The 23,899-nt window shown below is 72.9% G+C and carries 23 protein-coding genes; 10 read left to right on the forward strand and 13 right to left on the reverse strand.

Annotation, left to right across the window (positions count from 1 at the left end):
- Positions 1-21 precede the first annotated feature (21 nt).
- Positions 22-1,386, forward strand: coding sequence for a hypothetical protein (locus tag ACRYR2_RS10630; protein WP_432562827.1), 1,365 nt, complete (start codon positions 22-24; stop codon positions 1,384-1,386).
- On the opposite strand, the gene ACRYR2_RS10635 is transcribed toward ACRYR2_RS10630, so the two are convergent.
- The 4 genes from ACRYR2_RS10635 to ACRYR2_RS10650 form a co-directional block, all read right to left on the reverse strand.
- Positions 1,289-2,491, reverse strand: a complete 1,203-nt coding sequence (locus ACRYR2_RS10635) for a glycosyltransferase family 4 protein (protein ID WP_432562828.1) — start codon at positions 2,489-2,491, stop codon at positions 1,289-1,291. The genes ACRYR2_RS10630 and ACRYR2_RS10635 overlap by 98 nt on opposite strands.
- On the reverse strand, positions 2,488-3,654 hold the full coding sequence (locus tag ACRYR2_RS10640; protein WP_432562829.1) for a hypothetical protein: 1,167 nt from the start codon (positions 3,652-3,654) through the stop codon (positions 2,488-2,490). The genes ACRYR2_RS10635 and ACRYR2_RS10640 overlap by 4 nt, the downstream gene beginning before the upstream one ends.
- Before the next feature lie 7 nt (positions 3,655-3,661).
- A complete protein-coding gene (locus ACRYR2_RS10645; protein ID WP_432562830.1) occupies positions 3,662-3,856 on the reverse strand; it encodes a hypothetical protein in 195 nt (64 codons plus the stop codon).
- A gap of 98 nt (positions 3,857-3,954) precedes the next feature.
- Positions 3,955-5,199, reverse strand: coding sequence for a globin domain-containing protein (locus tag ACRYR2_RS10650; protein WP_432562831.1), 1,245 nt, complete (start codon positions 5,197-5,199; stop codon positions 3,955-3,957).
- 162 nt (positions 5,200-5,361) lie between these two features.
- Here ACRYR2_RS10650 and ACRYR2_RS10655 point away from each other — a divergent pair, with 162 nt between their 5' ends.
- Positions 5,362-7,158, forward strand: a complete 1,797-nt coding sequence (locus ACRYR2_RS10655; RefSeq protein WP_432562832.1) for a DEDD exonuclease domain-containing protein — start codon at positions 5,362-5,364, stop codon at positions 7,156-7,158.
- Positions 7,155-7,433, forward strand: a complete 279-nt coding sequence (locus ACRYR2_RS10660; protein ID WP_432562833.1) for an Lrp/AsnC family transcriptional regulator — start codon at positions 7,155-7,157, stop codon at positions 7,431-7,433. The genes ACRYR2_RS10655 and ACRYR2_RS10660 overlap by 4 nt, the downstream gene beginning before the upstream one ends.
- A gap of 8 nt (positions 7,434-7,441) precedes the next feature.
- On the opposite strand, the gene trpD is transcribed toward ACRYR2_RS10660, so the two are convergent.
- Entirely contained in the window at positions 7,442-8,515 is a 1,074-nt protein-coding gene (gene trpD, locus ACRYR2_RS10665; protein ID WP_432562834.1) for an anthranilate phosphoribosyltransferase, read from the reverse strand.
- Positions 8,516-8,809: 294 nt separating this feature from the next.
- Between trpD and ctaE the strand changes: the two genes are divergently transcribed.
- From ctaE to ACRYR2_RS10690, 5 genes are all read left to right on the forward strand, one after another.
- Entirely contained in the window at positions 8,810-9,469 is a 660-nt protein-coding gene (gene ctaE, locus ACRYR2_RS10670) for an aa3-type cytochrome oxidase subunit III (protein WP_432562835.1), read from the forward strand.
- A gap of 123 nt (positions 9,470-9,592) precedes the next feature.
- Positions 9,593-10,387 carry a cytochrome bc1 complex diheme cytochrome c subunit gene (qcrC, locus tag ACRYR2_RS10675; RefSeq protein ID WP_432562870.1) on the forward strand — a complete coding sequence of 265 codons (795 nt, stop codon included), beginning with the start codon at positions 9,593-9,595 and terminating at the stop codon, positions 10,385-10,387.
- A 61-nt stretch (positions 10,388-10,448) separates the two neighbouring features.
- Positions 10,449-11,480, forward strand: a complete 1,032-nt coding sequence (qcrA, locus tag ACRYR2_RS10680; RefSeq protein ID WP_432562836.1) for a cytochrome bc1 complex Rieske iron-sulfur subunit — start codon at positions 10,449-10,451, stop codon at positions 11,478-11,480.
- Positions 11,477-13,147 carry a cytochrome bc1 complex cytochrome b subunit gene (gene qcrB, locus ACRYR2_RS10685; protein WP_432562837.1) on the forward strand — a complete coding sequence of 557 codons (1,671 nt, stop codon included), beginning with the start codon at positions 11,477-11,479 and terminating at the stop codon, positions 13,145-13,147. Before qcrA ends, qcrB begins: the two co-directional genes overlap by 4 nt.
- A gap of 93 nt (positions 13,148-13,240) precedes the next feature.
- Complete coding sequence (locus ACRYR2_RS10690) at positions 13,241-14,005, forward strand: SDR family oxidoreductase (protein ID WP_432562838.1); 765 nt, start codon at positions 13,241-13,243, stop codon at positions 14,003-14,005.
- Positions 14,006-14,081: 76 nt separating this feature from the next.
- On the opposite strand, the gene ACRYR2_RS10695 is transcribed toward ACRYR2_RS10690, so the two are convergent.
- The 8 genes from ACRYR2_RS10695 to ACRYR2_RS10730 form a co-directional block, all read right to left on the reverse strand.
- Positions 14,082-14,984 (reverse strand): lysylphosphatidylglycerol synthase transmembrane domain-containing protein, encoded by a 903-nt coding sequence (locus ACRYR2_RS10695; protein WP_432562839.1) that lies wholly within the window; start codon positions 14,982-14,984, stop codon positions 14,082-14,084.
- A 35-nt stretch (positions 14,985-15,019) separates the two neighbouring features.
- The gene (locus ACRYR2_RS10700) at positions 15,020-16,222 is read right to left on the reverse strand and encodes a L,D-transpeptidase (RefSeq protein WP_432562840.1); all 1,203 of its coding nucleotides are present in this window, start codon (positions 16,220-16,222) and stop codon (positions 15,020-15,022) included.
- 162 nt (positions 16,223-16,384) lie between these two features.
- On the reverse strand, positions 16,385-16,786 hold the full coding sequence (locus ACRYR2_RS10705; protein WP_432562841.1) for a cytochrome c oxidase subunit 4: 402 nt from the start codon (positions 16,784-16,786) through the stop codon (positions 16,385-16,387).
- A gap of 3 nt (positions 16,787-16,789) precedes the next feature.
- A complete protein-coding gene (gene ctaD / locus ACRYR2_RS10710; RefSeq protein ID WP_432562842.1) occupies positions 16,790-18,556 on the reverse strand; it encodes an aa3-type cytochrome oxidase subunit I in 1,767 nt (588 codons plus the stop codon).
- Positions 18,556-19,515, reverse strand: coding sequence for an aa3-type cytochrome oxidase subunit II (gene ctaC, locus ACRYR2_RS10715; RefSeq protein ID WP_432562843.1), 960 nt, complete (start codon positions 19,513-19,515; stop codon positions 18,556-18,558). Before ctaC ends, ctaD begins: the two co-directional genes overlap by 1 nt.
- Before the next feature lie 92 nt (positions 19,516-19,607).
- Positions 19,608-20,393 (reverse strand): leucyl/phenylalanyl-tRNA--protein transferase, encoded by a 786-nt coding sequence (gene aat, locus ACRYR2_RS10720; RefSeq protein ID WP_432562844.1) that lies wholly within the window; start codon positions 20,391-20,393, stop codon positions 19,608-19,610.
- A 52-nt stretch (positions 20,394-20,445) separates the two neighbouring features.
- Positions 20,446-20,805, reverse strand: coding sequence for a HesB/IscA family protein (locus tag ACRYR2_RS10725; protein ID WP_432562845.1), 360 nt, complete (start codon positions 20,803-20,805; stop codon positions 20,446-20,448).
- Positions 20,806-20,882: 77 nt separating this feature from the next.
- Positions 20,883-22,307 (reverse strand): dipeptidase, encoded by a 1,425-nt coding sequence (locus ACRYR2_RS10730; RefSeq protein ID WP_432562846.1) that lies wholly within the window; start codon positions 22,305-22,307, stop codon positions 20,883-20,885.
- Between the two features lie 58 nt (positions 22,308-22,365).
- Between ACRYR2_RS10730 and ACRYR2_RS10735 the strand changes: the two genes are divergently transcribed.
- Positions 22,366-22,962, forward strand: a complete 597-nt coding sequence (locus ACRYR2_RS10735; protein WP_432562847.1) for a DUF3043 domain-containing protein — start codon at positions 22,366-22,368, stop codon at positions 22,960-22,962.
- Positions 22,963-22,985: 23 nt separating this feature from the next.
- Positions 22,986-23,882: a COX15/CtaA family protein gene (locus ACRYR2_RS10740; RefSeq protein WP_432562848.1), complete on the forward strand. Its 897-nt coding sequence runs from the start codon at positions 22,986-22,988 to the stop codon at positions 23,880-23,882.
- The last annotated feature ends 17 nt before the right edge of the window (positions 23,883-23,899 follow it).

Below are 23,899 nucleotides of genomic sequence, written 5' to 3' on the forward strand. Positions count from 1 at the left end.
GAGCACCCCGAACCCGAACCGTTGAGCCGGCGGGACGCGCAGACCCTGCTCGCCTGGTGCGGTCTGCTGGCGCTGGCCACCCACAGCGTCGTCCGGTACCGCTGGTGGATCGTCGCCGGGTACGTCGTCGTCGCCGCCCTGGTCGTCGCGCTGGCCTGGACCGCGCACGACGACCGGGGCGGCCGGGCGCCGCGCACCGGCGCCTGGGTGCCCTCGGCGGTGCTGGCGCTGACCGGGCTGGTGCACCTGTCGGTGCCCGCCTTCAGCTACCTGGACGACAGCGGGCAGCTGCTCGTGCGCATCGTGCTGGGGGTGTCGTCGTTCGCGGTGGCCGGGCTGCTGCTGCCGGGCCGGGGCGCCAGCCGGGGGCTGGCGTTCGCCACCGCCGTCGTGGGCGCGGGGGTCACGGCCGCGCTCGTAGTCGTCGGCGACCCCGCCCCGCGGATCGACGTGTGGGTGATCCTGCAGCAGGCGGCCGACGGGATGGCCCGCGGGGACTCCGTCTACGCCCTGGACTGGGTCGGCTCCCCGGGCATCAGCGACGCCTTCGCCTACCTGCCGTGGACGGCGGTGCTGACCGCCCCGGGCCGGTGGCTGGCCGGTGACGTGCGCTGGGCGCTGGCGGTGCTGGTGCTCCTCAGCGCGGTGTGCGTGGCGGCGCTGGGCCGGTGGCGGCGGGCCGCGGTCGCGGCCGCGGCGCTGCTGCTGCTGGCCCCGGGGTCGAGCACGTTGGTCGAGCAGGCGTGGACCGAGCCGACCGTGCTGGTCGGGCTGGCCGCGTGGGCCTGGCTGGTCCGCGCCGACCGGGCGTGGTGGGCCGTCGCCCCGCTGGCGGTGGCGCTGGCCAGCAAGCAGCACGTGGTGGCGCTGCTGCCGCTGCTGGCGGTGTGGCCGCGGTTCGGCTGGCGGCGGACGGTGGTGGCGGCCGGCGGGGCCGGGGTGCTCGTGGCGCCGTGGGCGCTGTCCGGGTTCGGCGACTTCTGGCACGACACGGTCCGGACCATGCTCGAGCTGCCACCGCTGACGTTCGCCGACACCCTCTACACGCTGGTGCTCAACGAGACCGGTGTGCAGCTGCCGATCGTCGTCGTCGGGCTGGTCGTCCTGGGCGTCCTGGGTACGGCCGTCGTGGCGTTGCGCCGGCGCCCGGTCGGGCTGGCCGGGCTGCTCATGTGGTGCGCGGCGGTGCTGTTCGCGGCGAACCTGGTCAACCGGCAGGCGTTCTACAACCAGTTCTGGCTCGTCGGGGCGCTGGTGCTGCTGTCCGTCGCGGCGGGCGCCGGGTCCCTCAGCGCCGATCCTCCGCGCCGTCACGGGGAACGTCGCGCCCGGCCAGCAGCTCCACCAGCCGGCGCGTCTGCTCCGCCCAGCCCCACCGGCGACTGACCCACTCCCGGCCCGCCGCCCCGAACCGCCGCGCCTGCTGCCCGTCCCGCAGCAGGCCGGTCAGGGCCGCCGCCACCTGCGCCACGTCCCGGCCGGGCACGACGTGGCCGTTGACCCCGGCGAGCACCGCGTCGGGCGCCCCGCCGGAGTCACCCACCACGACCGGCAGCCCGCAGGCCGCGGCCTCGAGGTAGCAGATCCCGAGCGCCTCGGGTTCCAGCCCGCCGAGCCGGGTGCGCGTGGGCATGCAGAACACGTCACCGGCCGCGTAGTACGCCGGCGCGGCCTCCCACGGCACCGAGCCGGTGAGGACCACGTGCTCGCGCATCCCGGTGCGCTCGACCAGCCGCTGCACCGCCGCGCGGTGCGGCCCGTCGCCGACCAGCAGCAGAGCGGCGTCCGGAACGTGCCGGCGGACCAGCGGCAGCGCGCGGACCAGCACGTCCTGCCCCTTGCGGGCCACCATCCGCGACACGCACACGACGACGGGCCGGTCCCCCAGCCCGAGCTCGGCGCGGAGGCGCGCCCGCGCGGCCGGATCGGGCCGGAACACGTCGGCGTCCACACCGGGGGTGAGCCGGCGCATGCGGTCGCGGGCGGCGGCCGTCAGGGGGCGTTCCACCCTCGAGCGGCACCAGTCCCCCAGGTAGGTGACGGTGTCGTTGCCCTCCCCGATGCGCCGCAACGCCTCCCGTGACCCCGGCAGCGTCGACCACCACACCTCGTGCCCGTGCGTCGTGGCGACCGTGCGCCGCACCCCCACCTCGCGCAGGGCCGGCGCCATCAGGCCCAGCGGCGCGGCCGCGCCGAACCACACCCGGTCGGCGCCGTGCCGCCGGGCCGTGCGCTGGACGCGGCGGACGATGCCCGGGGTGGGCACCATGAGCGGCGAGGGGTCGCGCACCACGGTGATCCCCCGATCGGCCAGGGCCTCGTCGACCGCGGCGTCCCCGCGCTGGCGCGCCGTGTGCACCACGACGCGGGCGGCGTCCCCCTCGCCCGCCTCCTCGCTGAGGGCGGGCAACCGCCGGACGAGGGCGTGGACGAAGGACTCGATGCCACCGGTGCGGGGCGGGAAGTCGTTGGTGACGACGAGCGTGCTCACGGCCCCCACCCCACCAGGTGGCCCGCCACGTCGGCGCGCCAGGTCGCCACGACGTCGGCGAAGTCCCGCCGCAGCCTCTCGCGGCAGGCGTCCTCGACGCTCGCGCCCGCCCGGACGGCACGGACCAGCGCCGTCACCGCGGGCGTGCCGGCGACGCGGGCCGCGGACGTCACCAGCGTCCAGGCGGCCGCGTAGGCGACCGGGAGGGTTCCGGCGTCGGTGAAGTCGTCGTCGGCGGGGACCTGCGGCAGAGCCGGCTGCATGAGCAGGGCAGCGGCCAGCGCGGTCGCGGGCACGTCCTCCCCGAGCCGGGCGACGTGGTCGGCGTACCCCTCGGTCAGCCACCGCGGCACCACCCCGACCTGCCGGGTGGCGCGGGTCGCGACGTGGACGAGCTCGTGGGTGAGGGTGATCCGGCGGCCGACCTGCGTGAGCGCGGCGAACCGTTCGGTCGAGAGCAGGACCCGGACGCCGGCGGGACGGCCGTCGGGCAGGTCGGCGTCCAGCCCGACGGCGACCGCGTCCAGCCCCTGCCCCGCGCCGGCGGCGAGCTCGGCCACGTCGGCCGCGGTGGGGACCACGACGACGGCGGTGCCGCGGGGCCAGTCCGGGCCCCAGACGGCGTCGACGCGGCGGGTGGCCCCGCGCAGGTCCGTGGCGACCTGCCGGCCCACGTCGTCGCCGGGCCCGACCTGCAGGACGACCCCGCCCTCGACGACGGTGGCGGTGACGTCGCCCAGGTCCCAGGGTTGCGGAGCGCCGGTCGCCGCCTGCAGCCGCCCGTCCCAGCCGGCGCGGAAGGACCCCGCGACCGCCCGTCCCTCCCCCTGCACGCGCACCCGCAGCGTGCCGTCGACCTGCCCGGCGGAAACGCGCACCCCGTCGACGGCCCACTCGGCCAGCCCGGCCGCCACGGCCCGCCCGTCGGTGCGCCGCAGGGCGTCCCGGTCGGCCGCGGCGTACCCGGCGCCGGCCGCGTCGAGATCACCGGCGAGCAGGGCCCGTCCCCGCGCGTCGAGGGCGGCCCGCACCTCGTCCCCGGTCCCGTCCCCGGTCCCGTTCCCGTCCCCCGTCCCGTCGCCGGCCGGGGCCGACGAGCACGCGGCGAGGGCGAGGGGGAGCAGTAGGAGGGGCCGCCGCGGGATCGACGGGCCGGCACGCACCGGGCCATCATCCCGCCTGCCGGCGCTGTCCCCGGCGCACCTCCAGACGCAGCGGCGGGACGAGCCCGGAGGCCGCCAGCACCTCCACCGCGGTCCGGTCCTCGGCGTCCAGCACGGCGTCCGGCGGCCCGAGCAGGACCGAGACGACGCACTCGGAGCAGGCGCGTGGGCGGGCCGTGCAGCTGTCGCAGTCGATGAGCACCGGCAGACCTCCAGCTCGTCAGGACCGGCCCCTCGGCCGGTCCTGCGGACTGTGGCAGTGACCTCCGACACACCGCCTCGAACGGGCGTTCGAGCAGGTCAGGCGGCTCCGGGGCTCGGCACCCCCGCGAGGTCGGCGGTCCACAGGTCCGGGCCGAAGACCTCGTGGTGCACGTCGCGCGCGGGCACCCCGTCCCCCACGAGCCGGCTGCGCACGGCCTTCATGAACGGCAGCGGCCCGCACAGGTAGTACGCCGCCCCGGCCGGCAGGTCGACCGCGTCGAGGTCGACGAACCCCTCGTGCACGCCGTCGACCGGCAGCAGCACCGACCGGTCGCCGCCGTCGCGCTCGAGCCACACGTGCGCGCGGGCGCCCGGCAGCGCCGAGACGTCGCCCAGCACCTGCTCGCGCAACGCGAAGGTCTCCACGGCCACGTCGGCGTGCAGCAGCAGCACCGGCAGCTCGGAGGCGGCGGCCGCGAGGTGCGAGAGCATCCCGGCGAACGGGGTGATGCCGATGCCGGCGCTGACGAAGACCACCGGCCGGCGGGAGTCGTCGAGGACCACGTCGCCGAAGGGGACCGACAGGGTCAGCTCGTGCCCGACCTGCACGGTGTCGCACAGGACGTTGGACACCTCCCCGGCCGGCTTGCCACCGACGGCGCGCACGCGCTTGACCGAGAACTGCCGGTGCCGGCCGTCGTCGGCGCGGGTGAGGCTGTACTGGCGGGGCTGGAGCACGCCGTCGGGCATCGGGACCTGCACGGTGACGTACTGACCGGGCAGGGAGGACCTCACCAGCCGGTCGTCGGTGCGCTCGACGACGAACGTCACGACGTCGCCGGTCTCGTCCCGCCGCTGGGCGACCCGCCAGGTGCGCCAGACGGTGTCCGGGCTGGTCGCCCGGGCGCTGTAGAGGCCGCGCTCGATGTTGACCAGCGCGTACGCCATCAGCCAGTACACCTCGTCCCAGGCGGCGGCCACCTCTGCGGTGACGGCCTCGCCGAGGACCTCGGCGATCGCGGCGAACAGGTGCTCGTGGACGACGTCGTACTGGCGTGGCCGGACGCCCAGGGACGCGTGCTTGTGCGCGATGCGCGTCAGGAGCCGTTCGGGCAGCTGCTCGGGGTCGCGCAGCAGCGCGCTGGCGAAGAGGGCCACCGACCCGGCGAGCGCGAGCTGCTGGCTGCCCTGGGCCTGGTTGCCGCGGTTGAACGTGCCGTCGAGCAGTTCGGGGTGCGCGTCGAACAGCCGCCGGTAGAAGCAGCGGGCGATCTGCCCGATGTTCTCGGCGACGACGGGCAGGGTCGCCTCGACCACGGGACGGGACTTCTCCGACAGCATCGGTCCTCCAGCGCGCCGGGCGTGACGGCCGGTCTGCTGCAGCCCGGCCCGACCGGCACCAGCCTGCCCGAGGAGGCGCCCGCAGGCAGCTCGGAGGGGCGCCGAGCACGGACCGCGTGTCGTGGACCTGTCGTGTCCGGACCCTCGCCTACGGTCCCGCCCATGTCCGGCAGCACCCCCGACGCTCTGACGCACGCCCCGCTCCAGGCCAGCTTCGAGGACCTGGGCCAGCCGTTGTCGGACGTGACGTTCGTCGTGGTCGACCTCGAGACCACCGGCGGCCCGCCGTCGGGGGCGGGGATCACCGAGATCGGCGCGGTCAAGGTCCGCGGGGGCGAGGTGCTCGGCGAGTTCCAGACGCTGGTCCGTCCCGCCTCCCCCATCCCCGCGTTCGTGCAGGTGCTGACGGGCATCACCAACCGCATGGTCGCCGCCGCCCCCACGAGCGAGCAGGTGCTGCCCAGCTTCCTGGAGTTCGCCGGGTTCGAGCGCGGGGCGGTCCTGGTGGCGCACAACGCCCCCTACGACACGTCGTTCCTCAAGGCCGCGTGCGAGCTCACCGGCCGTCGCTGGCCCAAGCCCCGGGTCGTGGACACCGTGGTGCTGGCCCGCCAGCTGGTGGACCGCGACGAGGCCCCCGACCGCAAGCTGGGCACCCTGGCCCGGTTGTTCGGGACGGCCACGACGCCGGACCACCGCGCCCTGCACGACGCCCGCGCGACGGTGGACGTCCTGCACGCCCTGCTCGCCCGCGTCGGCAACCGCGGCGTGCACACGCTGGAGGACCTGGGCGCCTTCGCCGCGACGGTGGTGAACCCGGCGCGGCGGGCCAAGAAGCACCTGGCGGTCGGGCTGCCGTCGGCACCGGGGGTGTACCAGTTCCGCGACGGCGCCGGCCGGGTCCTGTACGTGGGCACCTCGGTCGACGTGCACCGCCGGGTGCGCTCCTACTTCACCGCCTCCGAGACCCGGCCCCGGATGACGGAGATGGTCCGGGCCGCGGCCACCGTCGTCCCGGTGGTGTGCCAGACGCCGCTGGAGGCGCGGGTGCGCGAACTGCGGCTCATCGCCGAGCACGCCCCGCCCTACAACCGGCGCTCCAAGCAGCCCGAGAAGGTGACCTGGCTGAAGCTGACCGCCGAGGCGTGGCCCCGGCTGTCGCTGGTCAGGCAGGTGCGCGACGACACCGCCGCCGGGGCGGAGTACCTGGGGCCGTTCCGCTCCGCCCGCACCGCCGAGCTCGCGATGGCCGCGCTGCACGACGTCCACCCGCTGCGCCAGTGCACCCGCAGGATCCCGCGGGCACCGAAGGCCGACGGGCCGGGGGCCTGCGTGCTGGCCGAGATCGGCCGCTGCGGGGCCCCGTGCCTGGGGCTCGAACGGGGCGGGCAGGACCCGGCGTCCTACGCCGAGGTCGTCGGGGCCGTCCGGCGGGCCCTGCGCACCGACGCGGCCGCGACCCTGGAGCACGGCCGGAACCGGTTGCACACGCTGGCCTCCCAGCAGCGCTACGAGGAGGCCGCCGGGGCCAGGGACCGGCTCGAGGCGTTCCTGACCACCGCCGACCGCGCCCAGCGGCGCGAACCCGTCGCCCGGGCCCCGGAGATCGTCGCGGCCCGCCGTTGCGAGCCGACGCCCGGCTGGCCGGCGGGCGGCTGGGAGGTCGTCCTCGTCCGCTACGGCCGGCTGGCCGGCACCTGCCTGACGCCGCGCGGCGCGGACCCGATGCCGCACATCGCGGCCCTGCAGGCCACCGGCGAGGTCGTCGCTCCCCCGCTGCCGGGCCGCCCCGGTCTGCTCGTGGAGGAGACCGACGTCCTGCTGGGCTGGCTGGAGCAGCCCGGCGTCCGGCTCGTGAGCGTCGCCGAGCCGGAGGCCTTCCCGTGGACCTGCCCGGTGCGCGGGGCCGGCTGGGCGCGCCACCACCTGCAGGCGGCGGCGGTAACCTCACCCGCGTGATCACCGCCATCGTCAACGTGACCTGCGACGCCCGGCGCATCCCCGAGGTCGCCCAGGCCCTGGCCGAGCTCGACGGCGTCACCGAGGTCTACTCGGTGACCGGCGACATCGACCTGGTCGTCATGGTCCGCGTGCAGCAGCACGACCGCCTCGCCGACGTCATCGCCGGCGGCATCTCCCGCGTCGAGGGCGTCGCCAGCACGACGACCAACATCGCCTTCCGCGCCTACTCCCGGCACGACCTGGAGTCGGCGTTCGCGCTCGGCTTCGACTGAGCGCACCGTCAGGGGCGCGCGGAGGCGCGCACCCACCGGTCCAGGACGTCGGCCGCCGCGCCCGAGTCCAGCGACTCCCCGGCCAGCCGCATGCCCTCGCGCAGGTGCGCGACGAGGTCGGCCGAGGGGTCCACGGCGTCCAGTCCGGGGGCGCGCACGCCCGCCGCCACCATCGCCGCCGCCGCGTTGAGCACGACCGCGTCCCGCACGGGCCCCCGCGAGCCGGCGAGCAGGTCCCGCGCGACCCCGGCGTTGAACTGCGCGTCGGCCCCGCGCAGGTCCTGCAGCGTCGAGGGCGCGAGCCCGAGGTCGGCGACCGCGTCGAGCACGGTCTCGGTGACCTGCCCACCGCTGACGACCCAGATGCGCGCCGGGCCGGTCGTGGTGAGCTCGTCGAGCCCGTCCTCGCCGCGGAACACCAGCGCCGAGGTGCCCCGGCCCGCGAGCACCCCGGCGACCAGCGGGGCGATGCGCCGGTCGGCGACCCCGATGGCGGTGGCCCCGGCGCGCGCGGGGTTGGTCAGCGGCCCCAGGACGTTGAACGCCGTCGGCACCCCCAGCCCGCTGCGCGCGCCGGCGGCGAAGCGCATGGCCGGGTGGAACACCTGGGCGAAGCAGAACGTGATGCCGACGTCGAGCGCGATCCGCCCCACGCGCTCGGGCGGCAGGTCCAGCCGCACCCCGAGGGCCTCCAGGACGTCGGCCGACCCGGACGAGGACGACGCGGCCCGGTTGCCGTGCTTGACGACGCGGTGCCCGGCCCCGGCCAGCACGAGCGAGGCCATGGTCGAGATGTTGACCGTGTGCGCCCGGTCGCCGCCCGTGCCGACGAGGTCGACGATCGGACCGGGCACCTGCAGCGGCACCGCGTGCGCGAGCATCGCGTCGGCCAGGCCCGTGAGCTCGGCGCTCGTCTCGCCCTTGGCCCGCAGCGCGACGAGGAACCCGGCCAGCTGGACGTCCCCGGCCTCGCCGCGCATCACCTGGTCCATGGCCCAGGCCGCCTGGTCCGCAGCGAGGTCGCGACCGGCCATCAGTTCGGTCAGCAGCCCGGGCCACGTGGGTGCGGCGGCGGTGGTCATGACGGCTTCGCTCCCTGGTTCTGCGCGCCCCGGGGCGGGACGGCGCGCCCCGCACCCTACTGATCGCGCCGCTGCGGTGACGGCAGGGACGTGACGCGCGCAGATCGAGACCCGTTCGTGACCTGAGGTGGTGAGGCGACCTCACCGGTGCCGTCTCCACGCAGGATCCGCGCGGTTCCCGCGCCCCGGGCACGACACCTGCACACGGCGTGTCGAACCTCCCCCGACCGGCGGAACGGAGATCTACGACACGTTGTCGGTGGGCCGAGCAGCGAAGCTCGGCAGGGGTGGGGCATGATTGGCGCCGTGGCGAGTGCACAGGCTGTCCAGAGCAGTACCCCGAGTCCGGCACACGGGTCCGTGAACCGGCCGAACATGGTGTCGGTCGGCGTGATCGTGTGGCTGTCGAGCGAACTGATGTTCTTCGCCGGCCTGTTCGCCATGTACTTCACGATCCGCTCCGTGGCGCCGGCGCTGTGGGAGTCCGGACCGGAACTGCTGAACATCCCCTTCTCCAGCGTGAACACGACGATCCTGGTGATCTCGTCGTTCTGGTGCCAGTTCGGCGTCTTCGCCGCCGAGCGCTTCCAGCCGCGCCGCCTGGGCCGTCTGTGGCAGGTCGGCAAGTGGGGCATGCAGGAGTGGTTCATCCTCACCTACATCTTCGGCGGCATCTTCGTCGCCGGCCAGGTCTTCGAGTACGCCGAGCTGGCGCACGAGGGCCTGACGATCGCCACGAACGCCTACGGCTCGGTCTTCATCCTGGCCACCGGCTTCCACGGCCTCCACGTCTTCGGCGGTCTCGTCGCCTTCCTCATGGTCATCGGCCGCTCGTACGCCTCCAAGCGGTTCGGCCACCAGGAGGCGACCAGCGCGATCGTCGTCTCGTACTACTGGCACTTCGTCGACGTGGTGTGGATCGGCCTGTTCACGGTCATCTACATCCTCAAGTAACGACCGTCCGCCAGCGCAGTTCCCCGGCGCCGGCGCCGGACAGCCCGAAACGCCCCGAAGGAAGCGAGCACCAGCACCGTGACCAGGACCCTCACCGCCCTCAGCGCCCGACGGCGCCACCCCATGGCCGTCGTCGTGCTGATCGCGTTGGCGCTCCTCCTCGTCGGCGGCCTCTACTCGGCCCTGTCCCCCCGCGAGGCGCAGGCCACCACGGCCACCGCGTCGGCCGACGACATCGAAGAGGGCAAGAAGCTGTTCCTGGCCAACTGCGCCACCTGCCACGGCATCAACGCCGAGGGCGGCGCGCAGCTGCCCGACGGCAGCGGCGCCGGCCCCTCCCTCATCGGCGTCGGCGCGGCGTCGGTCGACTTCCAGGTCGGCACCGGCCGCATGCCGCTGGCCCAGTCCGCCGCGCAGGCCCCCGAGGTCAGCAAGATCCGCTTCTCGCAGGAGCAGATCGACCAGATGGCGGCATACATCGCCTCCCTGGCCCCCGGGCCCGCGATCCCGACCGAGGAGGAGCTCGACACGAGCGACCTGACCGAGGAGCAGATCGCCCGCGGCGCGGCCATCTTCCGCACCAACTGCGCGATGTGCCACAACTCCGCCGGCAAGGGCGGCGCGCTGACGGCCGGCAAGTACGCCCCCGACCTGACGGGTGTCTCCGCCAAGCACATCTACGAGGCCATGGTCACCGGCCCGCAGTCGATGCCGGTCTTCAACAACAACAACATCAGCCCTGAGGACAAGACGGCGATCATCGCCTGGCTGGTCAACGAGAACGACGAGGTCCGTCCGGACCCGGGCGGCCTGTCGCTGGGCTCCCTGGGCCCGGTCTCCGAGGGCCTGGTGGCCTGGATCGCGGGCATCGGCCTGCTGATCGGCTGCTCGGTCTGGCTGGGGATGAAGTCCTCCTGATGAGCACCACCCACCGCACCACCGCGAGCACCACCGAGAAGGAACCGAACGGGCAGGGAGCATGAGCGACATCGAACGCGCCGAGGAGGCGCACGGGCAGCCGGGGACGACCCTGGCCAAGCCCGAGGGCGGCGTTCCCGACCGCTTCGAGAACCCCGGTCTGCCGCCCCACCAGCACCGCATGGGCGACACCGACCCCAAGGCGGCCAAGCGCGCCGAGCGGCAGGTGGCGTTCTTCCTGCTGCTGTCGATCATCGGCTCGATCGGCATCATCGTCTCGATCATCGCGATCAAGTACGACGGCAGCTTCGACCGGATCAGCCTGTCGACCAAGGCCATCGGCCTGTCGATGTTCCTGTCCCTGTTCGCCCTCGGCGTCGGGGCCGTGCACTGGGCCAAGACGCTCATGCCGGACGACGAGCGCATCGACTACCGCCACCGTCAGCGCGGCACCACCGCCGAGCGCGAGGAGGCCGTGGCCATCCTCAAGGAGGGTGCCGCCGAGGCCGGCCTCGGCCGCCGCCCGCTGATCCGCAACACCCTCATCGGTGCGCTGGCGCTGTTCCCGATCCCCGCGGTCTTCTTCTTCCGCGACACCGGGCCGCTGCCGGGCAACGACCTCTCCACCACGATGTGGGAGGAGGGCATGTACCTCGTCAAGGACCCCGAGGGTGGCCGCATCCGCGCCGCCGACGTGACCCTGGGCTCGGTCGTGCACGTCCTGCCCGAGGGCATCGAGGAAGTCGAGAGCCCGCTCAACGAGAAGGCCAAGTCGGCCGTCCTGCTGATGCGTCTCGACGAGGACCTGATCACCGAGAAGCAGGCCGAGTGGGGCGTGGCCGGCACGGTCGCGTACTCCAAGATCTGCACCCACATGGGCTGCCCGGTGGCCCTGTACGAACAGCAGACCCACCACCTGCTGTGCCCCTGCCACCAGTCGACGTTCGACCTGACGCAGGACTGCAAGGTGATCTTCGGCCCCGCCAAGCGGCCCCTCCCCCAGCTGCCGATCGCAGTGGACGACGAGGGTTACCTGGTGGCGACGAGCGGCTTCCACGAAGCCGTGGGCCCGAGCTTCTGGGAGCGCGGATGAGCACCATCGACAAGGCGGCGGGCGGCGTCGCCAACTTCGCCGACGACACCGTCGGCGCGAGCAAGGTCGTCAACGGGTTCGCCCGCAAGATCTTCCCCGACCACTGGTCGTTCATGCTGGGCGAGATCACGCTGTACAGCTTCGTGATCCTGCTGCTCACCGGAACGTTCCTGACGTTCTTCTACGAGCCCAGCGCAGCCGAGACGACGTACTACGGCCAGTACATCCCGCTCTACGGCCAGCACGTCTCCGAGGCGTACGAGTCCTCGCTGCGACTGTCCTTCGACGTCCGCGGCGGCCTGCTCATGCGGCAGGTCCACCACTGGGCGGCGCTGGTCTTCGTGGCCGCGACGATCGTCCACATGGCCCGCGTGTTCTTCACCGGCGCGTTCCGCAAGCCGCGTGAGATCAACTGGGTCATCGGTGTCGCGCTGGCACTGCTCGCGGTCTTCGAGGGCTTCACCGGCTACTCGCTGCCCGACGACCTGCTCTCCGGCACCGGCATCCGCATCGCCCAGGCGATCATCCTCGCGGTCCCGGTGGTCGGCAGCTACATCAGCTTCTTCCTCTTCGGCGGCGAGTTCCCCGGCGTCGACTTCATCCCGCGCTTCTACACGATCCACATCCTGCTGCTGCCGGCGATCATGCTCGCGCTGATCGCGGTGCACCTGATGCTGGTCGTCGTGCACAAGCACACCCAGTACCCCGGCCCGGGCCGGACCGAGGACAACGTCGTCGGTTTCCCGCTGTTCCCGGTGTACATGGCCAAGGCCGGCGGCTTCTTCTTCATCGTCTTCGGCGTCATCGCCCTGCTGGGCGCGCTGGTGCAGATCAACGCGATCTGGGCCTACGGCGCCTACGACCCCTCGCCCGTGACCGCCGGTTCGCAGCCGGACTGGTACATGGGCTGGCTCGACGGCGCGGTCCGGCTCATGCCGGGCTGGTTCGAGTTCACGCTGTGGGGCTTCACGTTCTCGATGAACATCTTCATCCCCACCACGGTGGTGATCCTGTTCACCCTGGGCGCGGGGATGCTCTACCCGTGGATCGAGCAGGCCGCGACGGGCGACCGTCGTGAGCACCACCTGCTGGACCGTCCGCGCAACCAGCCGACCCGCACGGGCCTGGGTGTCATGGCGCTGACGTTCTACGTCCTGCTGTGGATCTCCGGCGGCAACGACATCGTGGCGCACATGATGGGGCTGTCGATCAACGACATCACCCGCACCCTGCGCGTCCTGGTGTTCGCCCTCCCGGCCCTGGCGTTCGTCATCACCAAGCGGATCTGCCTGGGCCTGCAGCGCAAGGACCGCGAGAAGGCGCTGCACGGTCGCGAGACCGGCCGCATCGTCCGCCTCCCCCACGGTGAGTTCATCGAGGTCCACGCTCCGTTGACCGAGATGGAGCGCTGGACCCTCGTCCAGCACGACGTCCACCGGCCCATGGAGATCGAGGACCGCGTCGACGCCGGCAACCCGGACACCCTGTGGGGCAAGGTCCAGCGTCGCCTCTCGAAGTTCTACTTCGAGGACCGTGTCGAGCCGGTCACCCCGACCGAACTCGCCGCGTCGCACCACGACCACGGTGAGCTCGAGACGGCGCACGCCGACGAGCTCGAGCGGGGCGACAACCCGGCCATCGGGACGTCGCAGACGCTGCACGGCTGATCCAGCTCCACGTGAAGGGCCCCGAGCCACCGGCTCGGGGCCCTTCGCACGTCCGGTCCACCCCGCAGAAGCGAACAGTTAGGCTCCTCCCCCGTGACCAATCCCCTCGCCCCCGGCAGCCTGTCCGGCAAGCGCATCCTCATCACCGGTTCCTCGCGCGGCATCGGCGCCCAGACCGCGACGTACGTCGCCGAGGCCGGCGCCTCCGTGGTGATCAACTACCGGAACAAGGCCGCCCGTGCCGAGAAGCTCGTCACCTCCCTCACCGAGGCCGGCGCCCGGGCGATCGCGGTCGCCGCCGACCTCACCGATCCCGCCAGCGTGACGGCCATGTTCGAGCGCACCCGTGAGGAGTTCGGCGGGCTGGACGTGCTGGTCCTCAACGCCTCCGGCGGCATGGAGACGGGCATGGCCGAGGACTACGCCATGCAGCTCAACCGCGACGCCCAGGTCAGCACGCTGAAGGCGGCGCTGCCCCTGCTGGCCCCCGGCACCCGGATCGTCTTCGTCACCAGCCACCAGGCGCACTTCATCAACACCGTCGAGACGATGCCGGAGTACGAACCCGTCGCCCGTAGCAAGCGCGCCGGCGAGGACGCGCTGCGCGCCCTGCTCCCGGAGCTGGAGGCCGCCGGCGTCGAGTTCGTCGTCGTCTCCGGCGACATGATCGAGGGCACCATCACCGCGACGCTGCTGGAGCGCTCCAACCCCGGCGCCCTCGCCACGCGCAAGGAGGCCGCGGGCAAGCTGTACGACGTCGCCGAGTTCGCCGCCGAGGTGGCGCTGGCCGCCGTCGAGCCGATCCCCGCCGACCACACCCGCTACGTCGGCGACATCTCCTCCTTCACCACGGCCTGACCCACCCCGGCGATCAAGGATTCGACGGCTCCGTCGAATCCTTGATCGTGGTGGTCGAATCCTTGATCGCCGAAGGTCAGACGGCGCGGCGGCGACGGAGCCACAGCAGCGCCACCCAGGCGAGCGGCACGCGCATCCAGAAGGTCAGGGCCCGGTGCGCCAGCGCCGCCGACAGCGCCGGTGCCGGGTCCATGCCCGCGGCCACGAGCCCGGCGGCCAGGGCGGCCTCGGAGGCCCCGATCCCCCCGGGCACCGGAACCGCAGCCGTCACGGCCGAGCTGCCGACGACGACGAGGACGAGCAGCGGCAGGGCGGGATCTCCCCCGACGGCCCGGGCGCAGCACAGCAGGGTGGCGGCGAAGCCCAGGGGTACCGCGAGGTGCCCGAGCAGGGCCACCAGCACCCGCACGGGATGCGTCAGGACGCGCCGCAGGGCGGGCCACTCCGCCCGCACGGGCTGGACGACCTTCTCCGCGACGAGCCGGCGCGCTCGCGGCCAGCACCGCGCCACGAGCAGCAGGACGAGGACCACCCCCACCGCTGCGAGCAGCACCGTCCAGGGCAGCGGGACGGCACCCTCGGGGTCCCGGCCCGCCAGCAGCAGGCAGCCGAGGATCAGCACTCCCGTCACCACGAAGGACGTCGACTGGACGATGCCGATCGTGGTGGCGGCGACGGCCAGCGGCAGGCCCCGCTGCTGCAGGTAGCGGACGGTCAGCGCGACCCCGCCGGCGCTGGAGGGGGTCACCAGGTTCACGAACGAGGTCGCCAGCCAGACCACCGTGGTGCGCGCCACGGGGATCCGCACCGGCGACAGCGCCGTCATCGAGGCGACGTTGCCGAACAGCGGAGCCAGCGAGCAGGCCGCGGCCGCCAGCACCCACGCCGGGTCGGCGGTGCGCAACCGCTCCCCCAGGTCGGCGCCCTCCAGTCGCCGGGCCAGCACGACGACGGCCGCCACGGTGGCGGCGGCGAGCACGACCCGCCAGAGGCGCCGGGCCGTCCCGGGGCGCCTCAGGCGTGCAGCGCGGAGCCCTGCTGCCACTGTTCGTACGTCTCGTTCCACACGTTGAAGCCGTTGCCGGGCTCGATCGTGCGGTCGCTGCCGGTGTAGACGACGACGTCGCCGACCTTGGAGTTGTCGAACATCCACTTCGCGTCGTCGGTGCTCATCCCCGTGCAGCCGTGGCTGACGTTGGCCCGTCCCTGGGAGGCGACCGACCACGGCGCCGCGTGCAGGAACTCGCCCGAGTTCGTCAGCCGCATCGCGTACTTCACGTCGACGTTGTAGTAGTTCGGGTCGTCCTGCCCGATGCCGGTGGTCTCGGAGTTCATCTCCCGGGCGGCCTCCAGGCTCATGATGACCTTCGTCCCGCTGCGGGTGACGAACTGCCCCCCGCTGCCGGACTGGCCGAGCGTCACGGGGATCGTCCGCAGGACCTCGCCGTCGCGGGTCACGGTCAAGGTGTGCGCAGCGATGTCCACCTGGCTGACCATGGCCGACCCGATGGTGAAGTCGATGTCGCGGGTCGTGCCCCACACGCCCGGGGAGACCTCGACGGCCCCGAGGTCGACGTCGAGGTGCACCTGGGTGTGCGCGGGCCAGTACTGCGCCGGCCGGAACTCGACCTTGGTGTCCGAGCGCCACTTCCACGAGCCCTCGACGGCCGTGGACGCCGTGACGCGCAGGTTCTGTTCGACCACGGTGCGCCGGTCGTCGGCGATGGGCTCGTCGAAGGTGACGATGATCGGCATGCCGACCCCGACCTCGGAGCCGGACAGCGGCGCGACGGCCGGGAAGGCGGTCGCGGACGGCACCAGGGTGGTGAGCGTGGTGTCCGTGGTCGTGGCCACGCCGTCGGCGTTCGCGGCGACGGCGTGCACGGCGTACGTGCTCTCCAGGGCCAGGGCCGCGGCGCTGGTCCACGTCGTGCCGGCCGCGTCGAGGGCGCCCTCCAACGGGGTGCCGTCGGCCGCGGTGACCGTGACCTCGGTGAGCCGCCCGCCGGCGGCGGTGACGGTGACCGGGGTGTCCGGCCGGACCTGAGCGCTGGCGTCGGCCGGTGAGACGGTGACCGTCGCCGGCGCCGCGGACGGCGCTGCCGACGCCTCACCCGAGGCCCCCCGGTCCGACTGGCAGGCGGTCAAGGTCGTCGGAACCGCCGCAGCGGCCAGCAGTGCGCCGACGAGCGTGCGTCGGCGGACCTGGATGTCCACGTGTGTGCTCTCCCCCGGGCGCCCCGCGCCCCCTCGTGCTTCCCCCACCGCCAGTGTCGCACCGGGCGGTCCACCGAGAAGGACGCCGCGCAGGGCCGTTCCGTTGCACGCGCGCACGAGGAAGGGCCCCGCACCGTGCGGTGCGGGGCCCTTCCGGGTGGATCAGTGGGCGTGCTCGCCCTTGTAGTACTCGAACACCCAGCCGACGATCATCGGCACGGTGACCACCACGCCGATGAGCCACAGCCACCAGCCGACGGCCACACCGAAGAAGGTGATCGCGCCACCGAGGGCCAGGTACAGCGGCCACCACGAGTGCGGGGAGAAGAAGCCCTGCTCGCCCGCGCCTTCGGAGATGTCGGCCCGCGGGTCGTCCTCGGGACGCTCGTCGATGCGGCGGGCGGTGATCGTCAGGTAGACGCCCACGAGGACGGCCAGACCACCGGTCAGCAGGAGGGCGATGAAGCCCACCCACTCGATCCACTGGGTCAGCATCCCGTAGACGAACGCGACGGGGATGAAGAACAGGATCCCGCCGGAGAAGAGCCAGGTTTCAGGCTTCATCGGTCAGTGCCCTTCCGTCACGTCTTCGCGACCGCGGCGGTCGGAACCGCCGTAGACCGCATCGAGCAGGTTGCCGCCACCGTCGTGGGTGTCGTGCGCGGCGATCTCGGGGTGGTGCAGGTCGAAGGCCGGACGCTCGGAGCGGATGCGCGGCAGCGAGGTGAAGTTGTGCCGCGGCGGCGGGCAGGAGGTCGCCCACTCCATGGAGGCGCCGTAGCCCCACGGGTCGTCCACGGTGACCTTCTCGCCGAAGCGGGCGGTGCGGTAGACGTTCCACAGGAAGGGCAGGAACGACAGCCCCAGGACGAACGACCCGATGGTCGAGATCTGGTTCATCGTCGTGAAGCCCTCACCGACGAGGTAGTCGGCGTAACGACGCGGCATGCCGGCCGCCCCCAGCCAGTGCTGGATGAGGAAGGTCGTGTGGAAGCCGACGAACAGCAGCCAGAAGTGCAGCTTGCCCCAGCCCTCGTGCAGCATCTTGCCGGTGAGCTTGGGCCACCAGAAGTAGAAGCCGGCGAACATCGCGAACACGACCGTGCCGAAGACGACGTAGTGGAAGTGCGCCACCACGAAGTAGGAGTCCGACAGCTGGAAGTCCAGCGGCGGCGCGGCCAGGATGACGCCGGTCAGACCACCGAAGAGGAAGGTCACGAGGAACCCGACGCTCCACAGCATGGGCGTGTCGAAGGTCAGCGACCCGCGCCACATCGTGCCCAGCCAGTTGAAGAACTTCACGCCCGTGGGGACCGCGATGAGCATCGTCATGAACGCGAAGAATGGCAGCAGGACCTTGCCGGTCACGTACATGTGGTGCGCCCACACCGTCACGGACAGACCCGCGATGGAGATGGTCGCGAAGACCAGGCCCTTGTAGCCGAAGACCGGCTTGCGGCTGAAGACCGGGAAGATCTCGGTCACGATGCCGAAGAACGGCAGCGCGATGATGTAGACCTCGGGGTGGCCGAAGAACCAGAACAGGTGCTGCCAGAGGATCGGCCCGCCGTTGGCGGCCTCGAAGACGTGGGCGCCCATGATGCGGTCGGCGGCCAGGGCCAGCAGCGCGGCGGCCAGGACCGGGAAGGCCATGAGGATCAGCACGCTGGTGATCAGGGTGTTCCAGGTGAAGATCGGCATCCGGAACATCGTCATGCCCGGGGCGCGCATGCAGATGATCGTGGTGATGAAGTTGACCGCACCCAGGATCGTGCCGAACCCGGAGAAGGCCAGACCCATGACCCACAGGTTCCCGCCGAGGCCCGGCGAGTGGACCACGTCGCTCAGCGGTGCGTAGGCGAACCAGCCGAAGGAGGCGGCACCACCGGGGGTGATGAAGCCGGCCGCGGCGATGAGGCCGCCGAACAGGAACAGCCAGTAGGCGAACATGTTCAGCCGCGGGAACGCCACGTCCGGCGCCCCGATCTGCAGCGGCATGATCGCGTTCGCGAACGCGGAGAACAGCGGCGTCGCGAACAGCAGCAGCATCACCGTGCCGTGCATGGTGAAGGCCTGGTTGTACTCGTTCTTGGTGTTGAACACCTGCATGCCCGGCTCGAAGAGCTCGGCGCGGATGAGCAGCGCCATGATCCCGCCGAGCAGGAACCAGATGAACGAGGTGATGAAGTACAGGTTGCCGATGACCTTGTGGTCGGTGCTCGACAACCAGTTGGCGATCACGCGGCCGCGCGACCGCGGGACCACCTGGCCCAGCGGCTGCGTCGTGGTGACGCGCGCCGCCCGGCCCGGCAGGTTGAAGCTCTCTGCAGCCATCAGCTGTTGTTCCCGTCGCTGGTCTCGTCCTCGGCGTTCTCCGGGGTCTCACCGACCGAGTCGGCCTCGGCCCCGGCGATCTCGTTCGCGCCCGCGAGCGTCGTCGGCAGCGAACCGGTCTGACCGGCGGCCTCGAGGTCCTCGAGGTGCTGCTGGTACTCGGCCTGCGAGACGACGGCCACGTTGAAGAGCATCTCCGAGTGGTACTCACCGCACAGCTCGGCGCACTTGCCCTGGAAGAACCCCTCCTTGGTCGGGGTGACCTGGAAGTGGTTCGGGCTGCCCGGGACCATGTCCATCTTGAAGAGGAACGCCGGGATCCAGAAGGAGTGGATGACGTCACGGGAGTACAGGTCGAACTGCACCGACTGGTCCACCGGCAGGTACAGGGTGGGGAGGTTCTCCTCCACGCCCGTCTCGCCCGTGAGGTCGGCCTGGCGGCCCGTGTCGTAGACGAACGGCTGCCCGTTCTCGTCGAGGTAGTTGAAGTCCCAGGACCACTTCTTGCCGACGACCTCGATCGTCACGTCCGGGTCGCCGGCCGTGTCGAGGATCGCCTGCTGGTCGCGCGCCACGTAGTAGAAGAGGACGCCGACCATCATGACCGGGACGATCGTGTAGAGGATCTCGATCGGCATGTTGTACCGGACCTGCGCGGGCAGCTCCGGGTCGTTCTTGCGGCGGCGGTAGGCCACCACGCACCAGATCGTCAGACCCCACACCAGGACGCCGACGGCGAGCGCGGCGATCCAGGAGCCGTCCCACAGCTCCGAGATGCGCTCGGTCTGGTTCGTGGCGCCGATGCTGGCGTCCGGGAGGAAGAAGTTGCTGGCCGAGGCGTTCGGCCAATCCCCGGCGCAGCCGGTCAACAGCAGCGCCGCTCCCCCGGTGAGGGCGCCGGCGACCAGCGCCTTGGGGGGACGGCGACGACGCGTCGCGCCCGAGTCTCGCGTGCCCAACGTCGGCCTTCCCACGGTTCGTGCAGTGAACGGGGACGTTTCGTGTCCGCGACGCGTTGGTCTTGGGCAGGAGCGTCCCCTCAGGAGGGAGACTACCCCCCGTCGTAGTCGATCGGCCGATCGGGGCGCGCCGAAGTCACAGCCGCGGCAGGGTCCGCTCCGAGCCAGGACAGTCCCGGGGGCACGGGCAGCTGCGAGGCGGCTCCCAGCAGAGCCAGGTAGGACGGCCGGTCGACCTCCTCGACGCCCAGCGTCGCGAGGTGGTCGGTGCGCCACTGCACGTCCACCAGCCGTCCGCCCACGCCGTCGGCCGTCAGCAGGTCGGCCAGCGCCACGACGGCGGCCTTGGAGGCGTCGGTGACGCGGTGGAACTTGGACTCGGCGGCGAACAGCCCCCCGACGCTCACCCCGTACAGGCCGCCGGCGAGCTCGCCCTCGCACCACACCTCGACCGAGTGCGCCCAGCCCAGCCGGTGCAGCAGGCCGTAGGCGCGGGAGACCTCCGAGGTGATCCAGGCCCCCGGCCGGCGCGGGTCGGCGCAGCCGGCGACGACCTCGTCGAAGGCGGTGTCCACGCGCACCTCGAAGCGGCGCAGCGACCGGCGCAGCGAGCGGGAGACGTGCACGCGCTCGGGGCGCAGCACCCCGCGCGGGTCCGGGAACCACCAGCCCAGCCGTCCCCGGCCACCGCGGCCCAGGCCCATCGGGAAGAAGCCGTGCCGGTAGGCCGCCAGCAGGGTGGCGGGCCGCAGGTCCCCCCCGGAGGCGACGAGGTCGTCACCGGCGCGGAGGTCGAGGTCGGCGAAGTCGAACTCCGCCGGGCCCACGTCGCGGCGTGGCGGACCGGCCGGGCCGGTGGGCAGGGGCGCCGCCCACACGCGAGCGGCCCCCGCACCGGAGGGTGCGGGGGCCGATCGGTGGGGCAGGCGCTCAGCTGAAGGAGTCACCGCAGGCGCAGCTGCTCCCGGCGTTCGGGTTGTCGATCGTGAAGCCCTGCTTCTCGATGGTGTCGGCGAAGTCGATCGTCGCGCCGTCGAGGTAGGGACCGCTCATCTTGTCCACGACGACCTCGACGCCGTCGAAGTCGCGGACGGCGTCGCCGTCGAGCGTGCGCTCGTCGAAGTAGAGCTGGTAGATCAGCCCCGAGCAGCCGCCCGGCTGCACCGCGATGCGCAGGCGCAGGTCGTCACGACCCTCCTGCTCGAGCAGCGTCCGGACCTTCGTCGCCGCCACGTCGGTCAGCAGGACCCCGTGGGTGGCCTCGGTGGTCGTGTCGCTGGTGGTGGTCATGAGCATCGTCTCCGAAGTCGCTCGCGGGCTGTCGGTGGTGCCAACCGCACGGTCGCGCGGTGTGTTCCCACCCGAGGTTACGACTCCCGCGGGGCACCGTCGACCAGACCGGTGACCAGACCGTCGAGCAGCAGCACCTCCCCCAGGCACGCGCGGGTGAAGTCCTGCAGGTGCAGCGACTCGTCGGCGCCGTGCGCGCGGGAGTCGGGGTCCTCCACACCGGTGACCAGGATCGCCGCCGACGGGTAGACCTGCGCCAGGTCGGCGACGAACGGGATCGAGCCGCCCATGCCCATCTCGACGGTGGCCGCACCGTAGGCCTGCGTGAACGCCTGCCGCGCCACCGCGTGGGCGGGCGAGGAGGTGTCGGCCGAGAAGGCCTGCCCCTGCTCACCGTCGGTGACGGTGACCCGGGCGCCGAACGGGGCGTTGGCCAGCAGGTGCCGGCGCAGCGCGGTCATCGCGGCCGAGGGGTCCTGCCCCGGCGCCAGCCGCATGCTGACCTTGGCCCGCGCCGAGGGGACCAGCGTGTTGCTCGCGCGGTCCACCGGGGTGGCGTCCAGGCCGATGACGGCGATCGCCGGCTTGGTCCACAGGCGGTCGGCGATGGTGCCGGTCCCGGCGAGGCGGACCTCCGGCAGCACCCCGGCGTCGGCGCGGAACACCGCCTCGGTCAGGTCCACCTCCGGCGCCGCCGAGGCGTGCAGGCCCTTCACGGCGACGTCGCCGTTCTCGTCGTGCAGGGTGGCCAGCAGCCGCGAGATCGAGGTCAGGGCGTCCAGCACCGGGCCGCCGTTGACGCCCGAGTGCACGGCGTGCGACAGCACCTCGACCGTGACGTCGCAGTCGACCAGGCCCCGCAGGCTCGTCGTGATCGCGGGGACGCCGACCCGCCAGTTGCCGGAGTCGGCCACGACGATGACGTCGGCGGCCAGCCGTTCGCGGTGCTCGGCCAGGAAGGCGCCGAAGGTCGGCGAGCCGATCTCCTCCTCGCCCTCGACGAAGACCGTGACGCCGACGCCGTCGCCGGGACCCCACAGCGGCAGCAGGGTCCGCAGCGCGTGCACGTGCGCCATGACGCCGGCCTTGTCGTCGGCGGCACCGCGGCCGAACAGGCGGCCGTCGCGTTCGGTGGGCTCGAAGGGCGCCGACGACCAGTCCTCCTCCCGGCCCGGGGGCTGCACGTCGTGGTGGGCGTACAGCAGGACGGTCGGGGCGCCGGCCGGGGCGGGCCGGTGGCCGATGACGGCCGGAGCGCTCTCCGAGTCGCCCGCGCGGGTGGTCACGACGTCGACCTGCGGCAGTCCGGCGCCCCGCAGCAGCTCGGCCACGGCCTGTGCGCTGGCGGCGACGTGCGCCTGGTCGAAGGCGCGGGCCGAGACGCTCGGGATGCGCACGAGCGCCTCGAGGTCGGCGCGGGTCGCGGCGTCCTGCGCGGCCGAGGCCGTGCGCAGGACCGCGGTGCGGTCGGGACCGGCGGCGGGCAGGGTGGTGTCGCTCACGTCCGCGACCGTACTCGCAGGGGTCTGCGGGCCCCCGCGGTGACGTACCCTTGGCCTCGTGTTCGGACGCTCGAAGGAGAAGTCGGCCCCCGGCAGGACCGAGGAGGCGCCGGTCGTCGAGCTGACGAAGGTGGGCGGCAAGGGCCGCCCCACCCCCAAGCGCAGCGAGGCCCAGGCCCGCAACCAGCGCCCCCTGGTCCCCACCGACCGCAAGGCCGCCGCGCGGGCCAACCGCGAAGCGCAGCGCGAGGCGCGCGCCAAGATGCAGACCGCCCTCATGACCGGTGACGAGCGCTACCTGCCGGTGCGCGACCGCGGCCCGCAGAAGCGGTTCGTGCGCGACCTGGTCGACGCCCGGCGCAACGTGGGCGAGTACTTCCTCATCATCGCCGGTGTCTCGCTGGTGCTGTCGATGCTCGCGCAGCCGCTGGGCTCGACGGCCCTCGTGCTCGGCACGACCGTCCTGATCTACCTGATGCTCGCGGTGGTCGTGGTCGACAGCATCCTGCTGGGCCGCAAGGTCAAGCGCGCCGTGGCCGGGCGGTTCCCCGACCCCGAGCGCGGTCTGGTCTCCTACGGGGTGACCCGGGCGCTGCAGATCCGGCGCATGCGCCGCCCCGTCCCCATGGTCGACCGCGGCGCCTCCCCCCGCTGACCGGCGCGAGAGCAGTGACGAACGTGACCCACTCCCGCGCCGTCCGCTGGACGACGACGGCCGCCCTGGTCGTCAGCGTCCTCATCATCGTCACCGGCGGCGTCGTCCGGGTGACCGGTTCGGGGCTCGGCTGCCCGACGTGGCCTCGCTGCACCGACGACTCCTTCACCACCGCCACGGTCGACACCGGCATCCACGGCGCCATCGAGTTCGGCAACCGGCTGCTGACCTTCGTCATCTGCCTCGCCGTGGGTGCGGTGATCATCGCCTGCCTGGCGCAGAAGCCGCGGCACCGCACCCTGCTGTGGTCCGGCTGGGGCCAGTTCCTGGGGATCGTCCTCAACGCCGTCGTCGGCGGCATCACCGTCCTGACCGGTCTGAACCCCTACGTCGTGGCCGCGCACTTCCTGGCCGCGATCGCCCTGCTGGTCTCGGCCACGGTCAGCTACGACATCGCGCACCGCGCGGTCGTGCCGGCGCCCGCCGAGCGCACCCGGCGGCTGGCGCGGTGGCTGGTCGGCGTCACGGCCGTCGTCGTCGTGGTCGGCACGATCGTCACCGGCTCGGGTCCGCACCCCGGTGACAGCGCCGAGGTCCACCGCATCCCCGTGAGCTGGACGGTGGTCACCGTGGTGCACGGCGTGTTCGCGGTGCTCGCGCTCGTGCTCGCGGCCGTCGTGGTCGTGGTGGCGGCGCGCGCCGGGGACGACCTGGTCCGGCGCCGCGCGACGATCCTGCTGGTGCTGTTCGTGGCGCAGGCCGCGCTGGGGACCTACCAGAGCCTGGACGGTCTGCCCGGGCTCGCCGTCGTGCTGCACCTCGGTGGTGCCGCGCTGACCGCGGCGGGCGCCACGCGCGTCCTGCTCGCCGCGCGGACCTCGCGGGTGGACCGCACGGCGCCGGAGGCCCTCGCGGTCTGAACGCGATGCCGTTAGGT

The organism is Kineococcus deserti, from assembly GCF_050871945.1.
In the GTDB taxonomy this organism is placed as follows: domain Bacteria; phylum Actinomycetota; class Actinomycetes; order Actinomycetales; family Kineococcaceae; genus Kineococcus.

Coding starts and splice junctions, on each gene's coding strand:
- ACRYR2_RS10650 (WP_432562831.1), bottom strand. CDS start 5,199: ATGCTGTCGGAGAAGTCCCGTCCCGTGGTCGAGGCGACCCTGCCCGTC.
- ACRYR2_RS10655 (WP_432562832.1), top strand. CDS start 5,362: ATGTCCGGCAGCACCCCCGACGCTCTGACGCACGCCCCGCTCCAGGCC.
- trpD (WP_432562834.1), bottom strand. CDS start 8,515: ATGACCACCGCCGCCGCACCCACGTGGCCCGGGCTGCTGACCGAACTG.
- ctaE (WP_432562835.1), top strand. CDS start 8,810: ATGATTGGCGCCGTGGCGAGTGCACAGGCTGTCCAGAGCAGTACCCCG.
- qcrC (WP_432562870.1), top strand. CDS start 9,593: ATGGCCGTCGTCGTGCTGATCGCGTTGGCGCTCCTCCTCGTCGGCGGC.
- qcrA (WP_432562836.1), top strand. CDS start 10,449: ATGAGCGACATCGAACGCGCCGAGGAGGCGCACGGGCAGCCGGGGACG.
- qcrB (WP_432562837.1), top strand. CDS start 11,477: ATGAGCACCATCGACAAGGCGGCGGGCGGCGTCGCCAACTTCGCCGAC.
- ACRYR2_RS10705 (WP_432562841.1), bottom strand. CDS start 16,786: ATGAAGCCTGAAACCTGGCTCTTCTCCGGCGGGATCCTGTTCTTCATC.
- ctaD (WP_432562842.1), bottom strand. CDS start 18,556: ATGGCTGCAGAGAGCTTCAACCTGCCGGGCCGGGCGGCGCGCGTCACC.
- ACRYR2_RS10725 (WP_432562845.1), bottom strand. CDS start 20,805: ATGACCACCACCAGCGACACGACCACCGAGGCCACCCACGGGGTCCTG.